Origin of the sequence: Sandaracinus amylolyticus, assembly GCF_021631985.1 — a bacterium.
Taxonomy (GTDB): domain Bacteria; phylum Myxococcota_A; class Polyangia; order Polyangiales; family Sandaracinaceae; genus Sandaracinus; species Sandaracinus amylolyticus_A.
Genome location: NZ_CP070225.1, coordinates 6,758,411 through 6,780,271 on the forward strand (window position 1 = coordinate 6,758,411; position 21,861 = coordinate 6,780,271).

The following is a 21,861-nucleotide window of genomic DNA, read 5'->3' on the forward strand; positions in this document are numbered from 1 at the left end:
CCCGGCCGCACTTCACGCCGAAGCGCTACGGGCCGTCGGAGTCGCAACACCGGAAGCCGAGCGTTCCGAGGAGCGTGTCCTCCGTCGCGCGCGAGAGCTCGGTCGTGCACGTCAGGCCGAGCTGCGGCGACTCGTGCGATCCGCCGCGCACCACGAAGATGCGCCCGCCGCCGCTCGCGCTGCCGCGCTGATCCGCGGTCCACTCCTTCGCGTTGCCCGACATGTCGAGCACGCCTTCTTCGCTCACGCACATCGCAAGCGCGCCCGTCGGCTCGAGCCGCGAGTCGATCGCGCCGCCCGCGACCGCGTCGCGATCCGCGCCGTTGCACGTCGCGGCCTCGTACGTGTCGCCGTAGGGATAGTCGCGACCGCTCGCGCCTTCGCACGCCGCCCGCCACTCCGCCGCGGTGCACAGGCGATGTCCCGCCGCCGCGCATGCCGCCGCCGCTTCGTCGTACCCGATGCTCGTCCACGGCAGCACGCCGGCGCGGCCACACGCGCGCGCGCTCGACGTGCCGCCCGCGCTCGCGCTCGAGTCGGGGCGCGACGCTTCGTGGCGATAGATCCAGAACGTCGTCGCCCCGCGGGTGATCTGCACCATGTCGTCGCGCACGCGCCCGGCGTCGCTCGGATCGCTGTCGTCGATCGTCCCGTCGCAGTCGTCGTCGACGCCGTTGCAGATCTCGGCGAGCGGCGCGCCCGGAACCGGATCGGGCGCCACGCCGAGATCGCAGATCGTGCGCGACGCGTCGGCAGGATCGCACGCGATCTCGCCGGCGTCGCGGCACGCGCCGCGCCCGCCGTTGTCGCACGCGTCACCGAGCGCCGCGAAGCTCTCGTCGCGCAGGCCGTCGCAGTCGCCGTCCTCGCCGTCGCAGCGCGTCTCCTCGAGCACGATGCCGTTGGGCACCACGGGATCGAACTCGACGTTCGCGGGATAGTCGCAGAACCAGGTCGTGCGTCCCTCGCGCGTCGTGCACGTCGGCACGACGCCCGCGCACGGCGTGCCCGGCGTGGTGCGACACAGGCCGGGCGGCGGCGCGGGCAGCGTCTCGTCGACGACTCCGTCGCAGTCGTCGTCGAAGCCGTTGCACTCCTCGCCCTGCGTCGGGAAGACCGGGCACGCGTACTCGCAGCCCGGCACGTCATCGAGATCGACGAAGCCGTCGAAGCACGCGGTCACGACGCACGCGCCGCTCGCACACTCGCCTTCGGCGTTCGGAAAACGGCACTGAGTGCCACATTCTCCGCAGTTCGTCGGATCGTTCTCGAGGTCGAAGCCCTCGTCGGTGAGGTCGTCGCAGTCGTCGTCGAGCTCGTTGCAGAGCTCGACCGCGCCGTCGGTCGGCACGCACTCGCCCGCGTCGTCGGCGATCTCGGCGTCGTCGCCCGAGGCACGGGCGTCACGCGCCGCATCGACCGCACCTCCGTCGATCGGATCGGGGCACGCGACGCAGTAGGCATCCACCTCGCAGCCCGCCACGATCATGGCGAGCGCGATCACGCTCCACCCGCGGCTCATCGCGCACCTCCACGACGGCGGCGAGCCACCACGAACGCGAGCGCGATCATCACCAGCACCACGCCACCACCGCGCGCCGCGCCCGGCGCGACGACGCTGCACACGCCACCGCCGCCCGCCGCGAGCACCCACTCGCCCGTGCCCGCATCGACGCCGCCGCCGACGCGCGCGCACTCCGCGACACCGCTCGCGCTCACCGCGCACGAACGGCCCGCGGGGCACGTCACGAGCGCGCACGGGTCGGGGATGCACCCCGTCGCGCCCGCGCACACCTCGCCGCGATCGCAGCGCACGCCGCGGCAGGGATCCATGCGGCACTCGCCCGCGACGCAGACGCGACCGCCGTCGCAGGTCACGCCCGCGCAGGGGTCGCTCTCGCACGTTCCGTCCGCCGCGCAGCGCTGGCCCGCCGGGCAATCACCGGGCCCGCACGCGCTGCGGCACTCACCGTCGACGCACATCTGCGCGCTGGTGCACGTCGCGTCGGCGCAGCGGTTCGGGCGGCACGCGCCGTCCCAGCAGAGCTCGCCGCCCGCGCAGCCGAGCACCTCGCAGCCCACGCAGTCGCCGCCGCGGCACTCCTCGCCCTCGCCGCAGGTCACGCCCTCGCAGGGATCGACGCACACGTCGTCGACGCAGCGCTCGTGCGCCTCGCACTCCGCGCACGCGGTGGGCACGCAGTAGTTGCCGGTCGCGCCCTCGGGCATCGTGCACACGAAGTCCACCGGGCACGGGAACTCCATCGCGGGGTCGCACGAGCGGCGGCACGAGCCCTCGAGGCAGAGCGAGCCCACCGGGCACTCCGCGAAGTCGTCCGCCGTCCCGTTGCAGTCGTCGTCGAGGCCGTTGCAGACCTCGTCGCGCGGGCCGCGACCACCGATGCACGTGAGCTCGCCGCCGACTCAGCGCAGCGCGCCGGGCTCGCACTCTCCTTCGTCCTCGCCGCACGGCGTGCCGAGCGCGGGATCGACCTCGTCGACGAGCCCGTTGCAGTCGTCGTCGACGCCGTTGCAGACCTCGGCGCCGCTCGGCGTGCACTCGATGTTGCAGGTGAGGCCCTCGTCGATCGCCTCGTCGCAGTCGTCGTCCATCCCGTTGCACGACTCGGTGCCGGCCGACCCACCGGGCATCGTGATCGCGCACTCCACCGCGAGCTCGCTCGCCGCGCACACCGTCGCGCCGGTGCCGCGGCACGCGCCGACGAGCCCGTCGTCGCACGCGTCGCCGAGCGCGAAGCCCTCGTCGGTGCGGCCGTCGCAGTCGTCGTCCATCGCGTTGCAGCGCTCGGTGCGCAGCGAGCCCTCGAGGATCGAGGTGATCGCGGGCACGAGCTCCGCGGGGTTGCGCACGAAGGTCGCGCTGGCGCGCGCGCCGCCCGAGCCCGCCGACGCGATCTGGTTGAGCGACACTTCTTCCTCGGGGCGCACGCTCACCGCGACGACGTAGGTCTCGATGCCGAACGTGTCGTGGAGCCGGCGCGCCTGCGCGACGGGATTGCCGCCGCAGCTCTCGGCGCCGTCGGTCACGAGGATCACCGAGTAGCCGCGGCATCCGGTCGAAGGATCGGTGGCGCGGATCGGAACGACGTAGTCCTCGATCGTCTGCAGCGATCCCGCGAGCGGCGTCTCACCGCTCGCGCGCACCTCGCAGTCGCGTCCGGCGCGTGCGTGACGGCACACGTCACCCGGCGTCGCGTCGGCGTCGAACGCGGTCTCGCGTCCGTCGAGCCAGCGCACGAGATCGCGGGTCGGCGTGCCGAAGCCGCTCAGCACGTCGGCGCCGCGGCGCGGCGGGCCGCAAGTGCCCGCGTAGTTGATGCACTCGTCGCCCGCGGTGGAGATCGGGCGGATCGCGACGCTCGACGCGGGGCCGGTCGCGACGTTGCACGCGACGGTCCCGGTGTTGTCGCCGGGGTTGTCGTAGGTGCCGATCAGGCCTTCGCACTCGAACCATCGCGCGGTCTGGCAGGAGCGACGGAGGCCCTGATCCTGGTGATAGCGGGCGAGCGCGAAGTCGATCTCGGGATACGCGCTGATGACCTGCGCGAGCGATTCGCGCGCGAGCGAGAGGCGCGAGTCGTCGGGGCGCCCGTTGCCGTCGGTGTCGATGCCGGGACGATCGACGCTGCCGTCGCCGAACGTCGGATAGCCGCGAAGATCGAGGAGCATCGAGCTCGACGTGTCGAGCACGACCGCGATGCGCGGGCGCGCGCCCGCATCGCTCGCGGTGCACGAGGGATCGCTGGTCACCATCGGTGCGCAGGTGACCGGCGCGCCCGACGCGCACGCCGCGATGTCGCGCGCGCACGCGCCGAGGCCACAGCTCGTCGAGCCGAGGCCCTCGTCGACGTTGCCGTCGAAGTCGTTGTCGAAGCCGTCGCAGTACTCGCCGACGTACGCACCGTCGAGCAGCAGCTCGCCCGCGCCGCCGCCTGCCTCACCGCGACAGATCTCGCAGACGCCGCCCTCCGCGCCGCCGACGTCGAACGTCGCGCCGTAGTGGAGCGACGAGCTGCGCGAGAGCACGTTGATGATGCCGCCGCCTCCACCGCCGCCGCAGTCGTCGCAGGTGCCGCCGGCCTGTCGGCCCACGCAGTCGGCGGCGTCGGGCTGTCCGCCCATGCCCGAGTTCGTGTCGCCGCCGAGCCCGCCCGCCGCGGTGACGAAGCCGGTCGCCCCCACCTGCACCTGATCGCCGACGATCAGGATCGATCCGCCCGCGCCACCACCGCCCGAGTCGTTGCCGCTGCCGCAGCCGCGACGCCCCGCGGCGTTGATGCGACCGTCGACCTGCACGGTGCCGGTGCCCGCCGCGGTGAGCCCGACGAGCACGATGCGACCTCCGCCCGCGCCGCCGGTCGAGACGTTGTCGAAGCCGTCGCGACATCCCTTGTCGCCGCCGGCCGCGCCGAACTCGATCTCGTAGATGCTGTGCCGGTACGAATCGCCGGCGACCGAGGGCAGGCCGTCGTTGTCGTAACAAGTGCTGCCGCCGGTCGCGACGCAGCCGTTGTTCGTCCCGTTGAGCGCGCCGCACAACTCCTCGAACTCCTGCGGGAACTGGCAGGAGGTCGTCGCGCCGAAGACGAAGCAGTCCTTCGTGCCGCGACCGCCGCGCCCGAAGTGCGCGCCGCCGCCGCCCGAGTCCAGCACCGCGCAGCCGCCGCGACCGCCCGAGAGCGGTGCGCTCGCAGGCCCGCTGCCGTTGCCGCAGATCACAGGCTGATAACCCGCCCCGCGCGCTTCGATCGACGACGTCGCGTCGACGACGATGCTCTCCGCGATCAGCACGAGGTTGCCGGTGGTCGTGCGATTGGTGCCGTTGAACGCGGGCACGAGGATGCGCCCGTTGTTCGTCACGCGGACCGTGCGGTACCGGTGCACGCCGCCGAGCGTGACCGTCGTGTTGTTCACGACGAGGTCCTGCGCGCTCGCGATGGCTGGGATCGATGAAAGGAAGAGGAAGAAGAGAGCGAAGGTCGCCCGGCTGCGTGACATCACCGCCGAGTGTCGCCCATCCAGATACAGCCAGGGAAGCCGTTTGCGAAAATACGGCTCGACGCGCGCGTGTCACGAAGGCGGCGCGGCGGTGATGCGTGTGGTCGTGATCGTCGCGCGCATCCAGAGGTGGGCGCGGCAGCCCTCGAGCGTGCGCGTCACGATCGCATCGCGATCGACGCACTGCGTGGACGTCGTGTCGCCGCGCGCGTCGTCGCGCTCGCTGAGCAGCGAGTCGAGTGGTGGCGCTGACTCGGGGCGCGGATCGGCGAGCACGCTCGCGACCTGATCCGAGAACGCGCCGAGCGCGCCTTCGCGCAGAGCGGGAACGCGCACACGCGCCGCGGCGAACGCCTCGATGGTCGCGACCCGACGCGTCTCGTGGAGCGCCGACGTCCATGCGTCGGACGAGAGCCGGAGCGCGATCCACGCGAGGTGCACGGGATCTTCCTCGTGAGCGAGACGTGCGATCCACGCATCGTGCAGCGATGGAGGCGGAGGGGCCGTTCCGTCCGCGGCGAGCAGCACTGCGACGCTCGTCGCGCCCGGAGCGGCGATCATGTGCGTGACGAGGGCGAGGGCGTCGTCGTGTCGCGCGTCGAGCTCCGGGAAGCGAGCCGCCCAGCGGAGCTGGAGGAGCGCGACTGCGCCGGTGAGGCGCAGCGACTCGTGCTCGTCGCCGAGCAGCGCTCCCACCGTCCTGTCGTCGTCGACGTACGCGAGCGCCTGTGCGACCGCGCCGAGCGTGGCCGGTCCTCGGGCCGCGAGCGCGCGCACCATCGCAGCGCGCTCGATCGGCGGCGTCGCTTCGACGACGCACCCGACGTACCGCGGGTACCAACCACACGCCTCGAGCGACGCGTCTTGCACGCGCTCGTGCGCTTCGACGATCTCACGCGGTGAGAGCGCCCCGAAATCGAAGTCCACCTCGGCGAGCGCGCGCGCCTTGTTGGCGCCGCCCACCTCGACCGCGAAGCGATAGCGACCGGCGCCGAGCGGCGCGTATCCGACCGACGGCGGCTCGCGCACCGTCGTCGACTCGCCCGGTGCGACGGTGACCTCGGCATCGTCGTACGCCGAGCAGATGCTCTGGTAGTGGCGGCGCGCCTCTCCCGCAGCGTCGATCACCGAGAGCGCGCCACGCCACGCGCCCACCGTGATCGGCGTCGCACCACGGTTGGCGAGCATCCACTCCTGCTCGCGGAAACGGGTGACGCGCAGCGGAGAGAGCTCGACGCGAATCGCATCCGCCGGCGCTGGGTGCTCGAGCGGCACCGGCGCGCGTCCGCCACAGCCGATCGCCAACGTCATCGCGATCATCGCCGCCGCTGGGCTCGACCTGCGCATACGACGAGGATGAGTGCGCGACGCGTCGACGTCGACACCGCAGCGCCCCCGAGGAGAACACGCAATTTTCGCTGGACCCCCGCCCCCCCACGCCCCATAAACGCGCTCCTGTTTCTGGCGGTGAACCCGCGGGCACACGCAGCGGAGGTGGGCTCGATGGACGACGAGCACGAGGCGGAGACCTGGACCATCCAGCGCAGCGCGGACCTGTACCAGGTGCGCGGCTGGGGCCATCCCTACTTCACGATCAACCAGGCGGGCCGCGTCGAGGTCGTCCCCGACCCCGAGCGCCCCAACCTCACGATCGATCTCTACGAGCTCGTCAACGATCTCGACGCGCGCGGCCTCGAGCTGCCGCTGCTGCTGCGCTTCTCCGACGTGCTGCGTGATCGCATCAAGCGCATCAACGAGTGCTTCGCGAAGGCGATCGACGAGTACCAGTACAAGGGCGCGTACCGCGGCGTCTTCCCGGTCAAGGTCAACCAGCAGAAGCACTTCATCGACGAAGTGGTGCAGTTCGGCGCGCCGTGGCGCCTCGGGCTCGAAGCGGGCAGCAAGCCCGAGCTGCTGATCGCGCTGAGCGCCGAGCAGGAGGCGGGCGGTCTCGTCATCTGCAACGGCTACAAGGACCAGGCGTACATCGAGACCGCGCTGCTCGCGCAGCGCTTCGACAAGACGGTCATCGTGGTCCTCGAGCGCATCGAGGAGCTCGACTTCACGTTCCGCGCGTTCGCGAAGACCGGCATCCGTCCGACGATCGGCGTGCGCGCGAAGCTCGGCAGCCGCGGCATGGGCCGCTGGGCGGACTCGACCGGTGAGCGCGCGAAGTTCGGCCTCACCGCGTCGGAGATCGTCGAGGTCGTCGACCGCCTGCAGGAGAAGGGCATGCTCGACTGCCTGCAGCTCCTGCACTTCCACGCGGGCAGCCAGATCTCGAGCATCATCCCGATCAAGCAGGCGGTGCGCGAGGCGGCGAACATCTTCGCGGAGCTCGCGAAGATGGGCGCGAGCATGCGCTACCTCGACGTCGGTGGTGGTCTCGCCGTCGACTACGACGGCAGCAAGACCGACTTCCACGCGTCGAAGAACTACAACATCCAGGAGTACGCGTACGACGTCGTCGCCGCGGTGAAGGAGTCGTGCGAGAAGTACGAGCTCACGCCGCCGACGATCGTGACCGAGTCGGGCCGCGCGATCGCCGCGCACCAGTCGGTGCTGGTCTACGAGGTCGTCGGTCGCAACGAGGTGCGCTTCGGCAAGCCGCAGGACCCCGGCCCGAAGGCGCACAAGATCCTGCAGCAGCTCTTCGAGACCTATCAGGGCATCGCGCCGAAGAACCTCCAGGAGGCCTTCCACGACGCGAGCCAGGCGAAGGAAGAGGCGGAGTCGCTCTTCAAGTTCGGCTACCTCGGCCTGCGCGAGCGCGCGCAGTCGGAGCGCCTCTTCTGGTCGTGCTGCGAGAAGATCTCGGACTACGCGAAGACGATGAAGCGCGTGCCCGAGGAAGTGCAGCAGCTCGATCAGGTCATGGCTGCGATGTACTACGGGAATTTCTCGGTCTTCCAGAGCATTCCCGACAGCTGGGCGATCGATCAGCTCTTCCCGATCATGCCGATCCACCGGCTCGACGAGGAGCCGACGATCAAGGCGACGATCGCCGACCTGACGTGCGACAGCGACGGCAAGGTCGACCACTTCATCGACGTCGAGGACGTGAAGCGCGTGCTGCCCGTGCACCGATGGCGCGAGGGCGAGCGCTACTTCATGGGCATCTTCCTGAACGGCGCGTACCAGGAGATCCTCGGCGACCTGCACAACCTGTTCGGCGACACGAACGCGGTGCACGTGCAGCTCGACGGCGAAGGCGGCTACGAGGTCTCGCACTTCGTGAAGGGCGACACGATCACGCAGGTGCTCGAGTACGTGGAGTACGAGCCCGGCGCGATGGTGGAGCGAGTGCGCCGCCAGGCCGAGCGCGCGCGGCGTCAGGGGCTCATCACCTTCGATCAGGTGAAGATGCTCATGAAGCACTACGAGGAATCGCTCGGCAGCTACACGTACCTCACGCAGGACGAGTAGCGCGCTCGACAGAGCGAGGAGGAGCGCGGCGGCGTCGAGAGGCGTCCGCCGCGTTCGCGTTCGGGCGGTGCGGCGATCGGCCGCAGTGCGGGATGCGCGCACTTGGACCATGACGAGCACCTCATGGAAAGGCGCACGGCTTGGTCGATCGTCATCGCGATCGTCGTCGCGGCGAGCAGCGCGAGCGCGCAGCACGCCGCCAGCTCGCGCGCGACGTTCTTGCGCTTCGTCGCACCGTGCTGCTGGGTCGAGGGCCTCGCGACCCACGACTCGCCGCTCGCACGGGAGCTGCGTGACGAGATCGATCGACGCGTGGGTGCCGGTGACTCCGCCGGCGCGATCGAGAGCGACCTCGTCGCGCGTTACGGCGAGCGGATCCTCGCGGTGCCGGCGCCGCTCGAGACGACGTCCGGGGCGCTCTTCGCGCTGCTGATCGGCTCGCTCCTCGTCATCGTCTGGATCGGCGCGCGCTGGTCGCGACGAGGAGGACACGCGGAGCCCGTCGCGCGCGTGGACGAGGAGGACGATCCTGCGCTCGATCAGCGCCTCCGCGACGAGCTGGATCGCCACGAGGGATGAGGACCACGATCGCCGCGCCGCAGGCGCGCGACGCGCAGCGTCGCTGGAGGCCACGCCACGCGTCGTCGCGTGCGGATCAGCCCTCGGTCGACTCGGTCGTCGCGCCCTGCTGCTGGAGGAACTGCGCGGGGTTCGCCTGGAAGCGCTCGGCGCAGTGGGGGCAGCAGAAGTAGTAGGTGCGGCCCTCGTGCGTGACCGTCGGCGAGCTCTCGGTGACGACGAACTCTTCGCCGCTCACCGGGCAGGTGCTGCGATCGCCGATCTGCGCTTCGCCGATCGGGACGAGCGCGGTCTGCTCGGCGCCCGCGGTCGTCTCGTCGTGGTGCGAAGGCTCGGCCGACGCGGTCTCGGTGGAGGAGCTGCTCGAGCCGCCACACGCAGCGAGCGCGACGGCGGCGAGGAGCGCGAGGATGGAACGCTTCATGGGCGGCGATGTTGGCGCGCACCTGCCTGCGCGCCGTCGAGTTTCCTCACGCGCCGTCATCGCGGGCGCGGGATGGACACCACGTCGCGCTGCCCGGGGTGCTCGCCGACCGTCCACAGCCGATCGCTCGCATCGAGATAGAGGTCCTCGCACCCGCGGATCCAATTCACGCTCGTGCTGGTGCGCCCTTCGCGCGCGATGTAGAGGCGCCCGTCCGAGCCGTCCTGGCTCGAGCTCGACAGGTACCAGGCGTCGCCGGTGCGCAGCGCGCCCTGCACCCGCGTGCGCCCGCTGATCGCCGCGGCGAGCGAGAAGCTCGTGCCGCTGCCTTCGTCGTCGAGCAGCCCGCTCGCGCGATCGAGCGGCCACGCGATCACGCGACCGTTCACGGTGTCCGCGTCGTACTCGCCGGTGATCAGCGCAGGCGTGCCGCCGACGTCGCCGCGCGCGACGAACGAGAAGCGCGAGCTGCACGTGCTCCCCGCGCGCACGTAGCGGGCGACGCGCGGCACCGCGTACGCGTATCCGTGCGCGTCGCTGCGGGTGCCCGAGATGCCGATGCGCTCGTTGTCGTCGGTGTTCGTCGGCGCGAACATCCGCGAGAGATCGTAGACGCGCAGGCCGCGCGAGGTGTCGGCGACGTAGATGCGATCGCCGATCCACGTGATGCCGCCGGCGTGCAGCGCGCCTCCGCCGTCGTACTCCGCGGGCTCGAAATTCGCGCCGCTCGAGGTCATCACCGGATCGACGAGCAAGAGGTGTCGATACCGCGGGCGCGAGAGATCGCTGATGTCGACGAGGCTGAGCCGCGCGCCCTTCGTCGGTCGCGCGTCGGTCTTGTGGTACCAGCTCACGAGCAGCAGCGTGCGCCCCGCGATGCCTGCGTCGTGGCTGCCGGTGATTCCCTGCGGGTACCAGTAGTCGACGTTCTCGTCGCCGGTCTCCCAGCGGAAACCGCGCGCACCGAGGCCGCTGAGGCGCGACGACGTGGCGCTGCTGAGGCCGGCGCGCCCTTCGCGATTCAGGTTCGCGAGCGCGTGCGCGAGATCGCGACGACGTGCGGTGCCGAGCCGCGCGAGCAGCGCATCGGCGAGCGCCTCGCCCTCTGCGAGCGGACGCTCGAGGCGCATCCCGAAGCCGCACTCGTCGAGCGCGACGAGACGGCCGGCCGTCGTCGTGCCGCTCACGCTCGCGCAGTCGACGGCAGGGCAGATCGGCGGCGGCGGTCCGGCGTCGGGCTCGGGGGTCGACGCGTCTTCGACCGCGCTCGTGCCGGCGTCGATCTCGACCGCGCCGGCATCGTCGTCGGCGACCTGCGCGTCCACGTCGTCCGCGACCCACGCGTCGCGCATCGTGGTCGCGCCCGCATCGTCGGTGCCCGCCGCGGGATCGCCCGCGCATCCCGAGAGTGCGATCACGAGGCAGCACCACTGCGCGAGCGAGGCACGGCGAGCGTCCAGCTCGCGAGCACCACGAGACGCGATTTCCGTCGGGATTCCCAAGAGCATGCGGGCCTACGCGCAACCCGCGTGCCGGGCTACATCGTGCCGATCCACCCGCTGAGCTCGGGGCCCAGCACCCGCGGCGCGTTGCGCAGCTCGTCGAGGGTCCCCGCGCCGCAGAGCAGCATCGCGGTCCGCAGCTCGGCCTCCACACGATCGAGGAACGCCTCGGCGCCGGCGCGTCCGCCCGCTTGCAGCGCTTGCAGCACCGGCCGTGCGATGCCCGCGGCCCGCGCCCCGAGCGCGATCGCCCGCGCCACGTCGAGCCCGCTCTTGATGCCGCCGGTCGCGATCGGCGCGAGCCCGGCGCGCGCGACCCACGCGACGCTCACCGCCGTCGGGATCCCCCAGTCCCAGAAGCTCTCGCCGAGATCCTTCGCCGCGCCCTGCGCCCGCAGCGTCTCGACCGCGACCCACGACGTGCCGCCCGCGCCGCTCACGTCGACCGTCTTCACGCCGACGTCGCGCAGCTTCGCGGCCACGCGCGCGCTCACGCCGCAGCCCGTCTCCTTGGCAATCACCGGGATCTTCAGCTCTCCGGCGAGCCTCGCGAACGTCTCGAGCCCTCCGCGGAAATCGCGATCGCCACCTGTCTGCACGACCTCCTGCGCGGGGTTCATGTGCAGGCAGAGCGCGTCCGCGCCCACGTCGTCGATCAACCGCAGGATGTCGGCGGTCGCGAGGTCGCGCGCCTGCACCACGCCGAGGTTGCCGAGCAAGAGCGCGGTGGGCGCGACGTCGCGCACCCGGTACGTCGACGCCATGCTCGGATCGCGCATCATCGCGCGCTGTGACCCGAGGCCGATCGCGTAGCCGCGCGCCTCGGCGATCGACGCGAGCTCGCGATTGATCGATCCCGCGCGCTCGGTGCCGCCCGTCATCGACGCGATCACGATCGGCGCGCGCAACGTCTTGCCGAGCAGCTCGGTCCCGAGGTCGATCTCGTCGAGCGCGAGCTCGGGGAGCGACTCGTGGATCAACGTGACCTGCTCGAGCAGCGTCGTGCGCTGTCGGAACGCGACCGCATCGCTCGATGCGAGCGCGATGTGCTCGTCCTTCCTGCGACTGATCTCGGAGCTCATGCGGCCCGCAGCGTAACCCGCGCGATCGAGCCGCGCGGATTGTTTGCAGAACGCATCTTTTCTCGCGCGAGCAGGCACACGCAGGATCCTGCTCCCACGCTTGACGGACCTCGCGCACGAGCCCACGCTCGCGCGCCATGCCGCAAGAGGCCAACGGAGCATCGTCCAGCGCGTTCATGGACGAAGTCCGGCGAGAGGTGGACGCGCGTCTCGCACGCTTCTTCGAGGACGAGCGTCGGGCTGCGAGCGGGCTCGCGTCGGAGGCCCTGGAGCTGGTCGAGGCGATCGCGGCGCTCACGATGCGCGGCGGCAAGCGCCTTCGCCCCGCGGTGCTGGTCGCGGCGTTCCGCGCGGTCGAGCCCGAGCGCGACTGGCGCCTCACCGTCGACGCGGGCGCTGCGCTCGAGGTGCTGCAGAGCTATCTGCTCATCCACGACGACTGGATGGACGGCGACGATCAGCGCCGCGGCGGTCCCTCGGTGCACGCGGCGCTCGGTGCGAAGCTCGGCGACGCGCACCTCGGCGCGAGCCTCGCGATCCTCGCGGGTGATCTCGGCTCGGCGTACGCACAGCGTCTCTTCCTGGGCTCGGTGCCGCACGCGGCGCGACCGGTGGAGCTGCACGACGCGTTCGTGCGCATGCAGGTCGAGGTCGTGATGGGCCAGAGCCTCGACCTGCTCGCGAGCACCGACGTCTCGCGCATGCAGCAGCTCAAGACGGGCAGCTACACGGTGGCCGGCCCGCTGCGCATGGGCGCGCTGATCGGCGGAGCGAGCGACGCGCAGCTCGAGGCGCTCGAGGCGTACGGCACGCCGCTCGGCGAGGCGTTCCAGGTGCGCGACGATCTGCTCGGCACGTTCGGCGATCCGCGCCAGACCGGGAAGCCCTCGGGCAACGATCTGCGCGCGGGCAAGCGCACGGCGCTGGTGCTCGAGTGCGAGCGCCTCGTGCCCGCGAGCGAGCGAGGCGCGCTCACGCGCGTGCTCGGCAAGAAGGACGCGAGCGACGAGGACGTGGCGGCGGCGACCGAGCTCTTCGTGAAGAGCGGCGCGCGCAAGAACGTGGAGCATCGGCTCGCGCGGCTGCTCGATCAGGCGTGCACCGCGCTCGAGGGCGGAGCGCTGCTCGATCCCGGCCGCACGATGCTGCGTGACCTCGCGGGCATGCTCGCGATCCGCGATCGATGAGCGACGCGCGCGGCATCGGCGTGGGCGAGGCGCACGGCAAGGTCATCCTGCTGGGCGAGCACTCGGTGGTGTACGGGCGCCCCGCGCTCGCGGCAGGTCTTCCGCGCGGTGCGAGCGCGCGCGCGATGGACGCCGAGGGCGAGAGCTCGCTGCACGTGACGCCCTGGGACGTGACCGTCACGCCGCGCGACGAGCGCTCGCTCGGCAAGGCGTTCGGCGTGCTGCTCGAGGCCGCGTGCGTCGAGCGTCCGGTGCGCATCGAGGCGCGCGTGGATCTGCCGGGCGGATCGGGGCTGGGCTCGAGCGCAGCGCTCGGGGTCGCGGTGCTGCGCGCGATCGACGCGCTGCGCGGGGTCGAGCGCGACGACGCGTCGGCGCTCGAGGTCTCCCTCGCGTGGGAGCGCGTGTTCCACGGCAACCCGAGCGGCGTCGACAACGCGATGTCGATCGCGGGTGGGCTCGCCTGGTACGTGCGCGGCCGAGCGATCGAGCGCGTGCGCGCGCGGCGCGCGATCCCGCTGGTGATCGGCGACTCGGGCGAGGCGTGCTCGACGAAGATCACGGTGGGCGAGGTCGCGCGGCAGCACGAGAAGAGCCCCGAGCGCATGGAGAAGCAGTTCGACGCGATCGCGGCGATCGTGCGCAACGGGCGCCTCGCGGCGGAGCAAGGTGATCTGAAGGCGCTCGGTCAGCTCTTCGACATGAACCAGTCGTTGCTCGCCGGGATGTTGATCTCGACCGCGACCCTCGAAGAGATGATCGGCGTGGCGCGCGCGGCGGGCGCATACGGCGCGAAGCTCACCGGCGGCGGCGGCGGCGGCTGCATGATCGCGGTGACCGAGGATCGCGCGGGCGCGGAGAAGGTGCGCGCGGCGATCGAAGAGCAGTGCGGCAAGCGCGCGTTCGTCGCGCTGGTCGGCGGAGATCAAGAGCGATGAGCGCACCGGGCAAGGCGGACGCGATCGCGCGCGCGAACATCGCGCTCGCGAAGTACTGGGGCAAGAGCGACGACCGGCTGAACCTGCCCGCGGTGCCGAGCCTGTCGATCACGCTCGATCCGATGCGGACCGAGACGCGCGTCGAGCTCGACGAGCGGCTGGACGCGGACGTGTTCGAGCTCGACGGGAAGGTCGCGCTGCCGAAGGAGACGGCGCGCGTCACCGCGATGCTCGATCGGGTGCGCGCGGAGAGCGGCATCGCGGCGAAGGCACGGGTGACGAGCCGCAATCACTTCCCGACGGCGTCGGGGCTCGCGTCGAGCGCGTCGGGGTTCGCGGCGCTGGCGGCGGCGTCCCGCGCGGCGTACGGGCTGGCGCGCGACGACGCGAAGGCGAGCGCGATGGCGCGTCGTGCGAGCGCGAGCGCGGCGCGATCGATCTACGGCGGGTTCGTGGAGCTGCCGGCGGGTGAGCCGGGCGACGACGTTCTGTCGGCGATCCCGCGGCACGATGCGTCGCACTGGGATCTGCGCGTGGTGGTCGCGGTGATCACCGAGGGGCGCAAGGACGTGGGGTCGCGCGAGGGCATGGGCCACTCGCGCGAGACGTCGCCCTACTGGCGCGCGTGGGTCGAGAGCGCACCGAAGATGTGCGCGGTGATCCGCGAGGCGATCGCGGCGCGCGACTACGAGCGGCTCGGGCCGGTGGTCGAGCAGAGCTTCACGACGATGCACGCGCTCGCGTTCACGAGCTCGCCGTCGACGATGTACTTCCAGCCGGCGAGCATCGCGGCGCTGCAGACGGTGAAGCAGCTGCGCGATCGCGGGGTGCCGGTGTGGCCGACGATGGACGCGGGGCCGCACGTGAAGGCGATGTGCCCGGGCGAGGCCGCGGCGCAGGTCGAGGAAGCGCTCGCGGGGACGCCGGGGGTGCTGCGGGTGCTGCACGCACGGCCGGGCGCGGGGGTCGAGGTCGGCTGAGGCGCCGGTTGGGGGTGGTGGGCCCCGGTGGCCGTGGGTCGGGGTGCTCGGGGCTCAACCTCGGTCGGTTTTTGTCCTTGTTTGCGGGTGTTTGGGCTCAACCACGGTCGGTTTTTGCCCTCGTTCGTGGACGTTAGAGCTCAACCTGGGTCGGTTCCTGTCCACACACGAGGTCATCCCGTGCTCCGGACAGAGCCCACCTGATCTCAACCACGGTCGGTCCCGGCCTCCCCGTCATTCCGCTGGCTCACCTGATCTGCGCTGCTGACGGACACCTCGACCTCCAGGCGGTCGGGGGGCTTTACAGGGGCGCTAGGATTGCGCCGCCCGAAAGCCGGGCCGGGGGCAGAGGGGTTTTCCCCGACGCGGCGCGGTCACCTACCGTGGCAAGTTGTCCCCTTTAGGGAGGGTCTGCGTGGTGCGCGTGTCGGCGCCGGGAAAGGTCATGATCTCGGGCGAGTACGTCGTCCTCGAGGGCGCGCCTGCGCTCGTCGCGGCGGCGCCTGCCCGCGCCCGGGTGACGCTCGCGGCCCGCCCGACCCGCACGAGCGACGGCTCACCGCCGGATCCCGGCCGCTCGCCCGACGCACAGCCGCTCCCGCCGGAAGCTCTGCTAGCTCGCACGTGCGCCGAATCCGTCTTCGGCCCGCTCACCCGCGACATGGACCTCGCCATCGACACCAGCGCGCTGCGCCATCAGGGGAATGGCGAAGGGAGCCGCAAGCTCGGCCTCGGCTCCTCCGCCGCTGCTGCCGCCGGCACCGTCGCAGCAGTCGCCGCGGCGAACGGTCTCGACGTCTCGAATCCCACCGTCCGCGCCCGCCTCCTCCCGATCGCGCTCGACGGCCACCGCGCGGTCGCCCCCGAAGGCAGCGGCGCCGACGTCGCGGCCTCCACGCTCGGCGGGTTCGTGCGCGTCCGTCGCGACGGCGAGCACCTCGATGCCGCGCGGATCGACTGGCCCGCCTCGCTCCACCTCGCGCTCGTGTGGACCGGCACCCCCGCGCGCACCAGCGATCTCGTCGCGAAGGTGAAGTCGCTCGCGGCCCGCGATGCCACGGCCTACCAGCGCGCGATCACACCGCTCCGCGAGGCGGCAGCCACGTTGCTCGCCGCGATCGAGCGCGGCGACGCGCGCGGCGCGATCGACGCCGCCGCCGCGCACCACGACGCGATGCAGCTCCTCGGCGAGACGGCCGGTGCCCCGATCGTCACGCCCGAGCTCACCAAGGCCGCGATGATCGCGCATTCGATCGGCGGCTCCGCGAAGCCTTCGGGCGCGGGCGGTGGCGACGTCGCCATCGCGTTCCTCCCCTCCGAGTCCGCGATCGCCGAGCTCGGCGACGCGTGTCGAATTGCCGGCTTGGCCCTACTCCCCCTTCGGCTCGGAGACGACGGTGTCCGCGTCGACGAGCCCTTGGACTGATTTGATCGCTCGCGGACGAGCGCCGCGAGCTTTGAGCGATCGGAGCACTCGATGGTCACCTCGCGCTTGCCCGGCTTCTACAAGCTCACGCTGATCGAGCGTCGCCGCCTCGCCGAGGCATCGCTCGGTCTGCCGCCCGGCGCGCTCGATCGCGCGCTCGAGCAGGGTGGCCTCGACCCCGAGACCGCCGACAAGACCATCGAGAACGTGATCGGCACCTACGCGATGCCGCTCGCGCTCACGCTCAACGTGCAGATCAACGGACGCGACTACCTCGCGCCGATGGTCGTCGAAGAGCCCAGCGTCGTCGCCGCGGCGTCGAACGCGTCCAAGATGATCCGCGCGGGCGGTGGCTTCGAGGCCGAGGCCGACGCGCCGATCATGATCTCGCAGATCCAGCTCGACGAAGTGCCGGACGTCGCGGGCGCGCGCGAGGCGCTGCTCGAGGAGACGACGAAGCGCGAGCTGCTCGCGCTCGCCGACGCAGCGGTGCCCAACCTCGTCGCACGCGGTGGTGGCGCGCGCGATCTCGAGGTGCGCGATCTCGGCGACGGCTGGATGGTCGTGCACGTCCTCGTCGACTGCCGCGACGCGATGGGCGCGAACCTGGTGAACACCGTCGCCGAGTCGCTCGCACCGCGCGTCGCCGAGATCGCCGGTGGGCGCATCGGCCTGCGCATCCTCTCGAACCTCACCGATCGCCGCATGGTGCGCGTGAAGTGCCGCGTGCCCGCGAGCGCGCTCGAGGGCGAGGGCTTCACCGGCGAGGAAGTGCGCGACGGCATCGTGCGCGCGAGCGAGTTCGCGTCGCGCGATCCCTACCGCGCCGCGACGCACAACAAGGGCATCATGAACGGGATCGATCCCGTCGTGATCGCGACCGGCAACGACTGGCGCGCCGTGGAAGCGGGCGCGCACGCGTGGGCCGCGAAGGACGGCAAATACGGCCCGCTCTGCACGTGGTGCGTGGGCGAGGACGGCGCGCTCGAGGGCACGATGGAGCTGCCGCTCGCGCTCGGCATCGTCGGCGGGACGCTGCGCGTGCACCAGGCCGCGCGCTTCTCGCTCGGGATCGCGGGTGTGGACTCGGCGCAGGAGCTCGCGATGGTCGCGGCGTGTGTCGGCGTGTCGTCGAACCTCTCGGCGCTGCGTGCGCTCGCGACGGTCGGCATCCAGCGCGGGCACATGGCGCTGCACGCGCGCAGCGTCGCGATCGCGGCCGGCGCGCGCGGTGATCTCGTCGAGATCGTCGCCGCGGAGATCCACGAGGCGGGCACGGTGACGGTCGAGGCGGCGCGCGCCGCGCTCAAGCGTCTCGCGCCCGACGCGGAGCTCCAGGCCGCCGAGTGACTGCGTGCGCGTGGACGACGCGCACGGTGAGATTCACCGCGAGGAACGTGGCGCGCGCGAAGCCGCGCGCATCGGGGCAGCGCTGATCGGGACGATCGCGCTGCCCGTGTCGTTGGCGGCGGCGGGACAGCCGATCAGCGCGCGTGGGCTCGCGTGGGTCGTGTGCGCGGCCGGAGCGATCGTCGCGCTCGCGATCGGGACGCGGATCGCGCGGCGCATCGCGGGCGCGATCGTGCTCGTGTGGCTCGGTGTCATCGTCGCGACGCTGGCGTGGCCCACTCGCGAGCATGGGTACCTCGATGCGATCGTGCTGCCCTCGGGCGAGCGCCCATCGCCTCTCTCGCGGCTGTTCTCGGAGCGCGACGTGAGCCTCGTCGGCGTGCGGCTCATGCGGGTGACGCGCGGCGTGAGCGGGCGCGAGCTCGAGGCCTTCGACGTCGCGTCCGTCTACGACGCGATCGAGGCGAGCGATGGCACGGTGACGAGCACGCCGTTCGTGTCGACGGTGCTCGGCGAGCAACGCGCATCACGCTTCGACGCGTTCGTGCACGAGGAGAGCGCGCGCTGGGTCGTGTTCCTCCACGGCTACGGCGGCAGCTTCGCGTCGTATTGCTGGGTCGTGGCGCACGCGGCGGAGCGCGCGGGATGGAGCACGGTGTGCCCGGCGACGTCGTTCTCGGAGCACTGGGAGTCCGGCCACGGACCGGCGATCGCACGTCGTACCCTGGACTTCGTGAGGGCGCGCGGCGGCGACACGATCGTGCTCGCGGGGCTATCGAACGGCGGAGTCGGCGCGTCGCGCCTCGCGCGCGAGCTCGAGATCGACGGGCTCGTGCTGATCTCGGGGCTCGACGATCACACGATGCCGATCGCGATCCCGACGCTGGTGTGGCACGGCACGCACGACGAGCGCTTCCCGATCGATCTCTCGCGCGCGTGGGCGGAGCGCGCGGGCGCGCAGATGATCGAGGTCGACGGCGATCACTTTGCGCTGATCGAGCAGCGCGAGGACTTCAGCGGCGCGCTCGAGACGTTCTTGCGCGGGATCGCGCGGTGATGCGAGGGCTCGGGATCACGCTGCTGCTGTTGGCGACGACGACACGCGCGAGCGCGCAGGACGAGGCGCGCGTTCCGATCGGCGTCGAGGAGCGCGAGTGGCCGTCGATCACCGACGATCCCGCGACGCTCGACGAGACCTGCCGTCGCGCGGCCAGCACCTCGTGGGCGCGGCTCGGATCGACCGAGGGCACGGTGCGCTGCGTGGTCGAGCCCACCACCGATCGCACCCTCGCGATCGTGGTGGTGCACGCGCGCTACGACGTGCGCGCGTTCGTCGCGCTGCGCGACGGCGATCGACTGCGCGTGCTCGACGTGGTCGACGACGAGACCACGACCCCGGCCGACGACGCCGAGATCCACTTCGCACGCCTCACGCGATCGAGGGCGCGCGGGGTCGAGGTCCTCGCGGTCGAGACCCGCACCCGCACGACGCGCTGGACCGAGCGCGCGGGGGTGCGCGAGGAGCGGCGACACCTCACGGTGTGCCTCCGCGAGCGCGCGCTGACCGAGCCGATCCGGTGCACGCTCTCGGTGCCGCTCGAGATCGTCGCGACCGTGCTCACGCGCGACGGCGAGACCCGTCGTGCGATCGCGAGCACCCGCGCCGAGGCGAGCGCGACGCTTCGCGCCGACGGCACGCTGCGTCTCCGACGTCGCAGCGGCAGCTGGTCCGCGCTCTACGAGAGCGAGCGCCCCGAGTCGTTCCCGCCCGACGAGAGCGAGCGCGACGTCGTGCTCTCGTTCGTGTCCGACTGATCGCCGTCGATCTCCGCGCGGAACGGCTCGGTGAGCTCGGCGATCACCAGCGCGAGCTCGCTCGGCTCGACCGGCTTCGCGACGTGACGATCGAACCCCTCGCCGAGCGCCTTCGCGCGATCCTCGATCGCTGCGTACGCGGTGAGCGCGATCGCGGGGACGCGCGCGCCGAGCTCGTGCTCGATCGCGCGCACCCGACGGATCAGCGAGTAGCCGTCCTCGCCCGGCATGCCGATGTCCGAGACCAGCACGTGCGGTCGCGCATCACGCACCACGCGCAGCGCCTCGTCGGCCGATGCCGCGATCGTCACCGAGGCCTCGAGCTCGTGGAACGCGCTCACGAGGAGCTCGCGCGCGTCGACCTCGTCGTCGACGACGAGCACCCGGATGCCGCGCAGCCGCGGTCCTTCGCGGAGCGTCGGCGTGAGCGAAGGACGCGCGACCGCGACGACGCGCGGCCGCACCCCTGCGTTCACCGACGCGGGCAGCCGCACCGTGAACGTCGCGCCGCGTCCCTCTCCGTCGCTGTCCGCGACGATGCTGCCGCCGTGGAGCTCGACGATGTGACGCACGATCGTGAGCCCGAGGCCGAGCCCGCCGTGCGCGCGCGCCTTGCCCGCGTCGGCCTGACGAAATCGATCGAACACGTGCGGCAGGAACTCGCGCGGGATGCCGGCACCGGTGTCGCGCACGACGATCTCGACCTCGCCCGGCAGCCCGCGCAGCCGCACGTCGACGTGCCCTTGCGCCGGCGTGAACTTCACCGCGTTCGTCAGCAGGTTCCACACGACCTGCTGCAGGCGATCGGCGTCGCCGAGCACCTCGCCGATCTCGCCCGGCACGTCGGCGGTGATCCGCACGCCGCGCCCTTCGGCCTGGGGTCGGATCGCCTCGACCGCCATCTCGACGACACCCGCGGGATCGAGCGGCGCGGGGCTGAGGCGCAGCTTGCCGCTCACGATGCGGCTCACGTCGAGCAGGTCCTCGATGAGCTGCGTCTGCACGCGCGCGTTCCGCTCGATGATCTCGATCGCGCGACGCTGCTTGTCCGGCGTGATCGTGCCCTCGCGGAGCATGCGCGCCCACCCGAGGATCGCGTTGAGCGGCGTGCGCAGCTCGTGCGAGACCGTCGCGAGGAACTCGTCCTTGCCGCGGTTCGCGTCCTCCGCGCGCTTGCGATCCTCGCGCGCCTGGGCGTAGAGCCGCGCGTTGTCGATCGCGACGGCGATGCGCAGCGCGAGCTCCATCGCGAGCGCCACGTCGCGCTCCACGAAGCCGCGCCGCTCGTCGGCGGTGGCGAGCACGAGGGTGCCGAGGCACGACGCGCGCAGCGAGATCGGCACGACGATCGCGAGGTGCAGGCCGAGCCTCTCGCGCAGGCTCGTCGAGGTGTCGTCGCCCGCGACGACGCGCGCCTCGCCGGTGCGCATCACCTCGGCGGCGCCGAGCGGATCCTGCTCCCAGCCATCGCGCGACGAGAGCAGCTCGTCGCGCGCATCGTCGCGGTGCGCCCATGCGACGCGATGCACGACGTCGTCTCCGTCGCGGAGCAGATCGATCACTGCCCAGTCCGCGAGCTGCGGGACGAGCAGGCGCAGCGCGCGACCGAGCGTCGGCGCGAGATCGAGCGACGACGCGAGCACCTCGCTCGCATCGGCGAGCAGTCGGTTCTCGGCCGCGACGCGCTCCGCTTCCCGTCGCGCGCGTCGCTCGGCCTCGTGCAACGCGTCGCGCTCGCGCTCCACCGCGCGCCGGAGCAGCAGGTTCTCCCGCTCGCGCAGCGCGCGCCGCACCGCTGGGCCGAGCCGATCGAGGCGGTGCTTGAGCACGTAGTCGGTCGCTCCGCGCTTCAGCGACTCGATCGCGATCTCCTCGCCGATCGCGCCCGAGACGAACACGAAGGGCACGTCGGGCGCGCTCTCGCGCGCGCGATCGAGCGCGGTGCGCCCGTCGTACGAGGGCAGCTCGTAGTCGGAGAGCACGAGATCGAACCCGCCCGCGACGAGCTCGCGCTCGAACGCGTCGCGATCGCCGACCCGCACGATGCGCGCCTCGAGGCCCTCGCGCGCGAGGTGCTCCTGCACGAGCTCGGCATCGTGAGGATCGTCCTCCAGGTGGAGGATCCGCATCGAG

Annotated in this window: 17 protein-coding genes; 9 read left to right on the forward strand and 8 right to left on the reverse strand. The window is 72.0% G+C overall.

Annotation, left to right across the window (positions count from 1 at the left end; translation table 11 throughout):
* Positions 1-25: 25 nt before the first annotated feature.
* From I5071_RS28680 to I5071_RS28695, 4 genes are all read right to left on the reverse strand, one after another.
* Entirely contained in the window at positions 26-1,522 is a 1,497-nt protein-coding gene (locus I5071_RS28680) for a formylglycine-generating enzyme family protein (protein WP_236516278.1), read from the reverse strand.
* Positions 1,519-2,316 carry a hypothetical protein gene (locus I5071_RS28685; RefSeq protein WP_236516280.1) on the reverse strand — a complete coding sequence of 266 codons (798 nt, stop codon included), beginning with the start codon at positions 2,314-2,316 and terminating at the stop codon, positions 1,519-1,521. Before I5071_RS28685 ends, I5071_RS28680 begins: the two co-directional genes overlap by 4 nt.
* A gap of 108 nt (positions 2,317-2,424) precedes the next feature.
* A complete protein-coding gene (locus I5071_RS28690; protein WP_236516282.1) occupies positions 2,425-5,019 on the reverse strand; it encodes a MopE-related protein in 2,595 nt (864 codons plus the stop codon).
* A gap of 72 nt (positions 5,020-5,091) precedes the next feature.
* The gene (locus I5071_RS28695; protein ID WP_236516290.1) at positions 5,092-6,330 is read right to left on the reverse strand and encodes a hypothetical protein; all 1,239 of its coding nucleotides are present in this window, start codon (positions 6,328-6,330) and stop codon (positions 5,092-5,094) included.
* Positions 6,331-6,522: 192 nt separating this feature from the next.
* On the opposite strand from I5071_RS28695, the gene speA reads away from it, so the two are divergent.
* The gene (gene speA / locus I5071_RS28700) at positions 6,523-8,445 is read left to right on the forward strand and encodes a biosynthetic arginine decarboxylase (RefSeq protein ID WP_236516292.1); all 1,923 of its coding nucleotides are present in this window, start codon (positions 6,523-6,525) and stop codon (positions 8,443-8,445) included.
* A 123-nt stretch (positions 8,446-8,568) separates the two neighbouring features.
* Positions 8,569-9,024 carry a cytochrome c-type biogenesis protein gene (locus tag I5071_RS28705; protein WP_236516294.1) on the forward strand — a complete coding sequence of 152 codons (456 nt, stop codon included), beginning with the start codon at positions 8,569-8,571 and terminating at the stop codon, positions 9,022-9,024.
* A 76-nt stretch (positions 9,025-9,100) separates the two neighbouring features.
* On the opposite strand, the gene I5071_RS28710 is transcribed toward I5071_RS28705, so the two are convergent.
* The 3 genes from I5071_RS28710 to fni form a co-directional block, all read right to left on the reverse strand.
* On the reverse strand, positions 9,101-9,448 hold the full coding sequence (locus I5071_RS28710) for a YHS domain-containing protein (RefSeq protein WP_236516296.1): 348 nt from the start codon (positions 9,446-9,448) through the stop codon (positions 9,101-9,103).
* Between the two features lie 56 nt (positions 9,449-9,504).
* Positions 9,505-10,866 carry a hypothetical protein gene (locus I5071_RS28715; RefSeq protein WP_236516298.1) on the reverse strand — a complete coding sequence of 454 codons (1,362 nt, stop codon included), beginning with the start codon at positions 10,864-10,866 and terminating at the stop codon, positions 9,505-9,507.
* Positions 10,867-10,985: 119 nt separating this feature from the next.
* Positions 10,986-12,032, reverse strand: a complete 1,047-nt coding sequence (gene fni / locus I5071_RS28720; RefSeq protein WP_236516299.1) for a type 2 isopentenyl-diphosphate Delta-isomerase — start codon at positions 12,030-12,032, stop codon at positions 10,986-10,988.
* Positions 12,033-12,229: 197 nt separating this feature from the next.
* Here fni and I5071_RS28725 point away from each other — a divergent pair, with 197 nt between their 5' ends.
* The 7 genes from I5071_RS28725 (at position 12,230) to I5071_RS28755 (ending at position 19,728) form a co-directional block, all read left to right on the forward strand.
* Positions 12,230-13,219: a polyprenyl synthetase family protein gene (locus I5071_RS28725; protein ID WP_236516307.1), complete on the forward strand. Its 990-nt coding sequence runs from the start codon at positions 12,230-12,232 to the stop codon at positions 13,217-13,219.
* Positions 13,216-14,157: a mevalonate kinase gene (gene mvk, locus I5071_RS28730; protein WP_236516309.1), complete on the forward strand. Its 942-nt coding sequence runs from the start codon at positions 13,216-13,218 to the stop codon at positions 14,155-14,157. Before I5071_RS28725 ends, mvk begins: the two co-directional genes overlap by 4 nt.
* Positions 14,154-15,137 carry a diphosphomevalonate decarboxylase gene (gene mvaD / locus I5071_RS28735; protein WP_236516311.1) on the forward strand — a complete coding sequence of 328 codons (984 nt, stop codon included), beginning with the start codon at positions 14,154-14,156 and terminating at the stop codon, positions 15,135-15,137. Before mvk ends, mvaD begins: the two co-directional genes overlap by 4 nt.
* Before the next feature lie 415 nt (positions 15,138-15,552).
* Positions 15,553-16,563: a hypothetical protein gene (locus I5071_RS28740; RefSeq protein WP_236516313.1), complete on the forward strand. Its 1,011-nt coding sequence runs from the start codon at positions 15,553-15,555 to the stop codon at positions 16,561-16,563.
* A gap of 51 nt (positions 16,564-16,614) precedes the next feature.
* Positions 16,615-17,913 (forward strand): hydroxymethylglutaryl-CoA reductase, degradative, encoded by a 1,299-nt coding sequence (locus I5071_RS28745; protein ID WP_236516315.1) that lies wholly within the window; start codon positions 16,615-16,617, stop codon positions 17,911-17,913.
* Positions 17,914-18,019: 106 nt separating this feature from the next.
* Positions 18,020-18,970, forward strand: a complete 951-nt coding sequence (locus I5071_RS28750) for an alpha/beta fold hydrolase (protein WP_236516317.1) — start codon at positions 18,020-18,022, stop codon at positions 18,968-18,970.
* Positions 18,967-19,728 (forward strand): hypothetical protein, encoded by a 762-nt coding sequence (locus I5071_RS28755; protein ID WP_236516319.1) that lies wholly within the window; start codon positions 18,967-18,969, stop codon positions 19,726-19,728. The genes I5071_RS28750 and I5071_RS28755 overlap by 4 nt, the downstream gene beginning before the upstream one ends.
* Here I5071_RS28755 and I5071_RS28760 read toward each other — a convergent pair.
* Entirely contained in the window at positions 19,650-21,857 is a 2,208-nt protein-coding gene (locus I5071_RS28760; RefSeq protein WP_236516321.1) for a response regulator, read from the reverse strand. The two genes, I5071_RS28755 and I5071_RS28760, sit on opposite strands and share 79 nt — an antisense overlap.
* Positions 21,858-21,861: the final 4 nt, after the last annotated feature.

Excerpts from the sequence above, each read along its gene's own strand:
- I5071_RS28705 (WP_236516294.1), top strand. The coding sequence starts at position 8,569 with ATGGAAAGGCGCACGGCTTGGTCGATCGTCATCGCGATCGTCGTCGCG.
- I5071_RS28745 (WP_236516315.1), top strand. The coding sequence starts at position 16,615 with ATGGTCACCTCGCGCTTGCCCGGCTTCTACAAGCTCACGCTGATCGAG.
- mvk (WP_236516309.1), top strand. The coding sequence starts at position 13,216 with ATGAGCGACGCGCGCGGCATCGGCGTGGGCGAGGCGCACGGCAAGGTC.
- fni (WP_236516299.1), bottom strand. The coding sequence starts at position 12,032 with ATGAGCTCCGAGATCAGTCGCAGGAAGGACGAGCACATCGCGCTCGCA.
- I5071_RS28680 (WP_236516278.1), bottom strand. The coding sequence starts at position 1,522 with ATGAGCCGCGGGTGGAGCGTGATCGCGCTCGCCATGATCGTGGCGGGC.
- I5071_RS28695 (WP_236516290.1), bottom strand. The coding sequence starts at position 6,330 with ATGACGTTGGCGATCGGCTGTGGCGGACGCGCGCCGGTGCCGCTCGAG.
- I5071_RS28690 (WP_236516282.1), bottom strand. The coding sequence starts at position 5,019 with ATGTCACGCAGCCGGGCGACCTTCGCTCTCTTCTTCCTCTTCCTTTCA.
- speA (WP_236516292.1), top strand. The coding sequence starts at position 6,523 with ATGGACGACGAGCACGAGGCGGAGACCTGGACCATCCAGCGCAGCGCG.
- mvaD (WP_236516311.1), top strand. The coding sequence starts at position 14,154 with ATGAGCGCACCGGGCAAGGCGGACGCGATCGCGCGCGCGAACATCGCG.
- I5071_RS28760 (WP_236516321.1), bottom strand. The coding sequence starts at position 21,857 with ATGCGGATCCTCCACCTGGAGGACGATCCTCACGATGCCGAGCTCGTG.
- I5071_RS28710 (WP_236516296.1), bottom strand. The coding sequence starts at position 9,448 with ATGAAGCGTTCCATCCTCGCGCTCCTCGCCGCCGTCGCGCTCGCTGCG.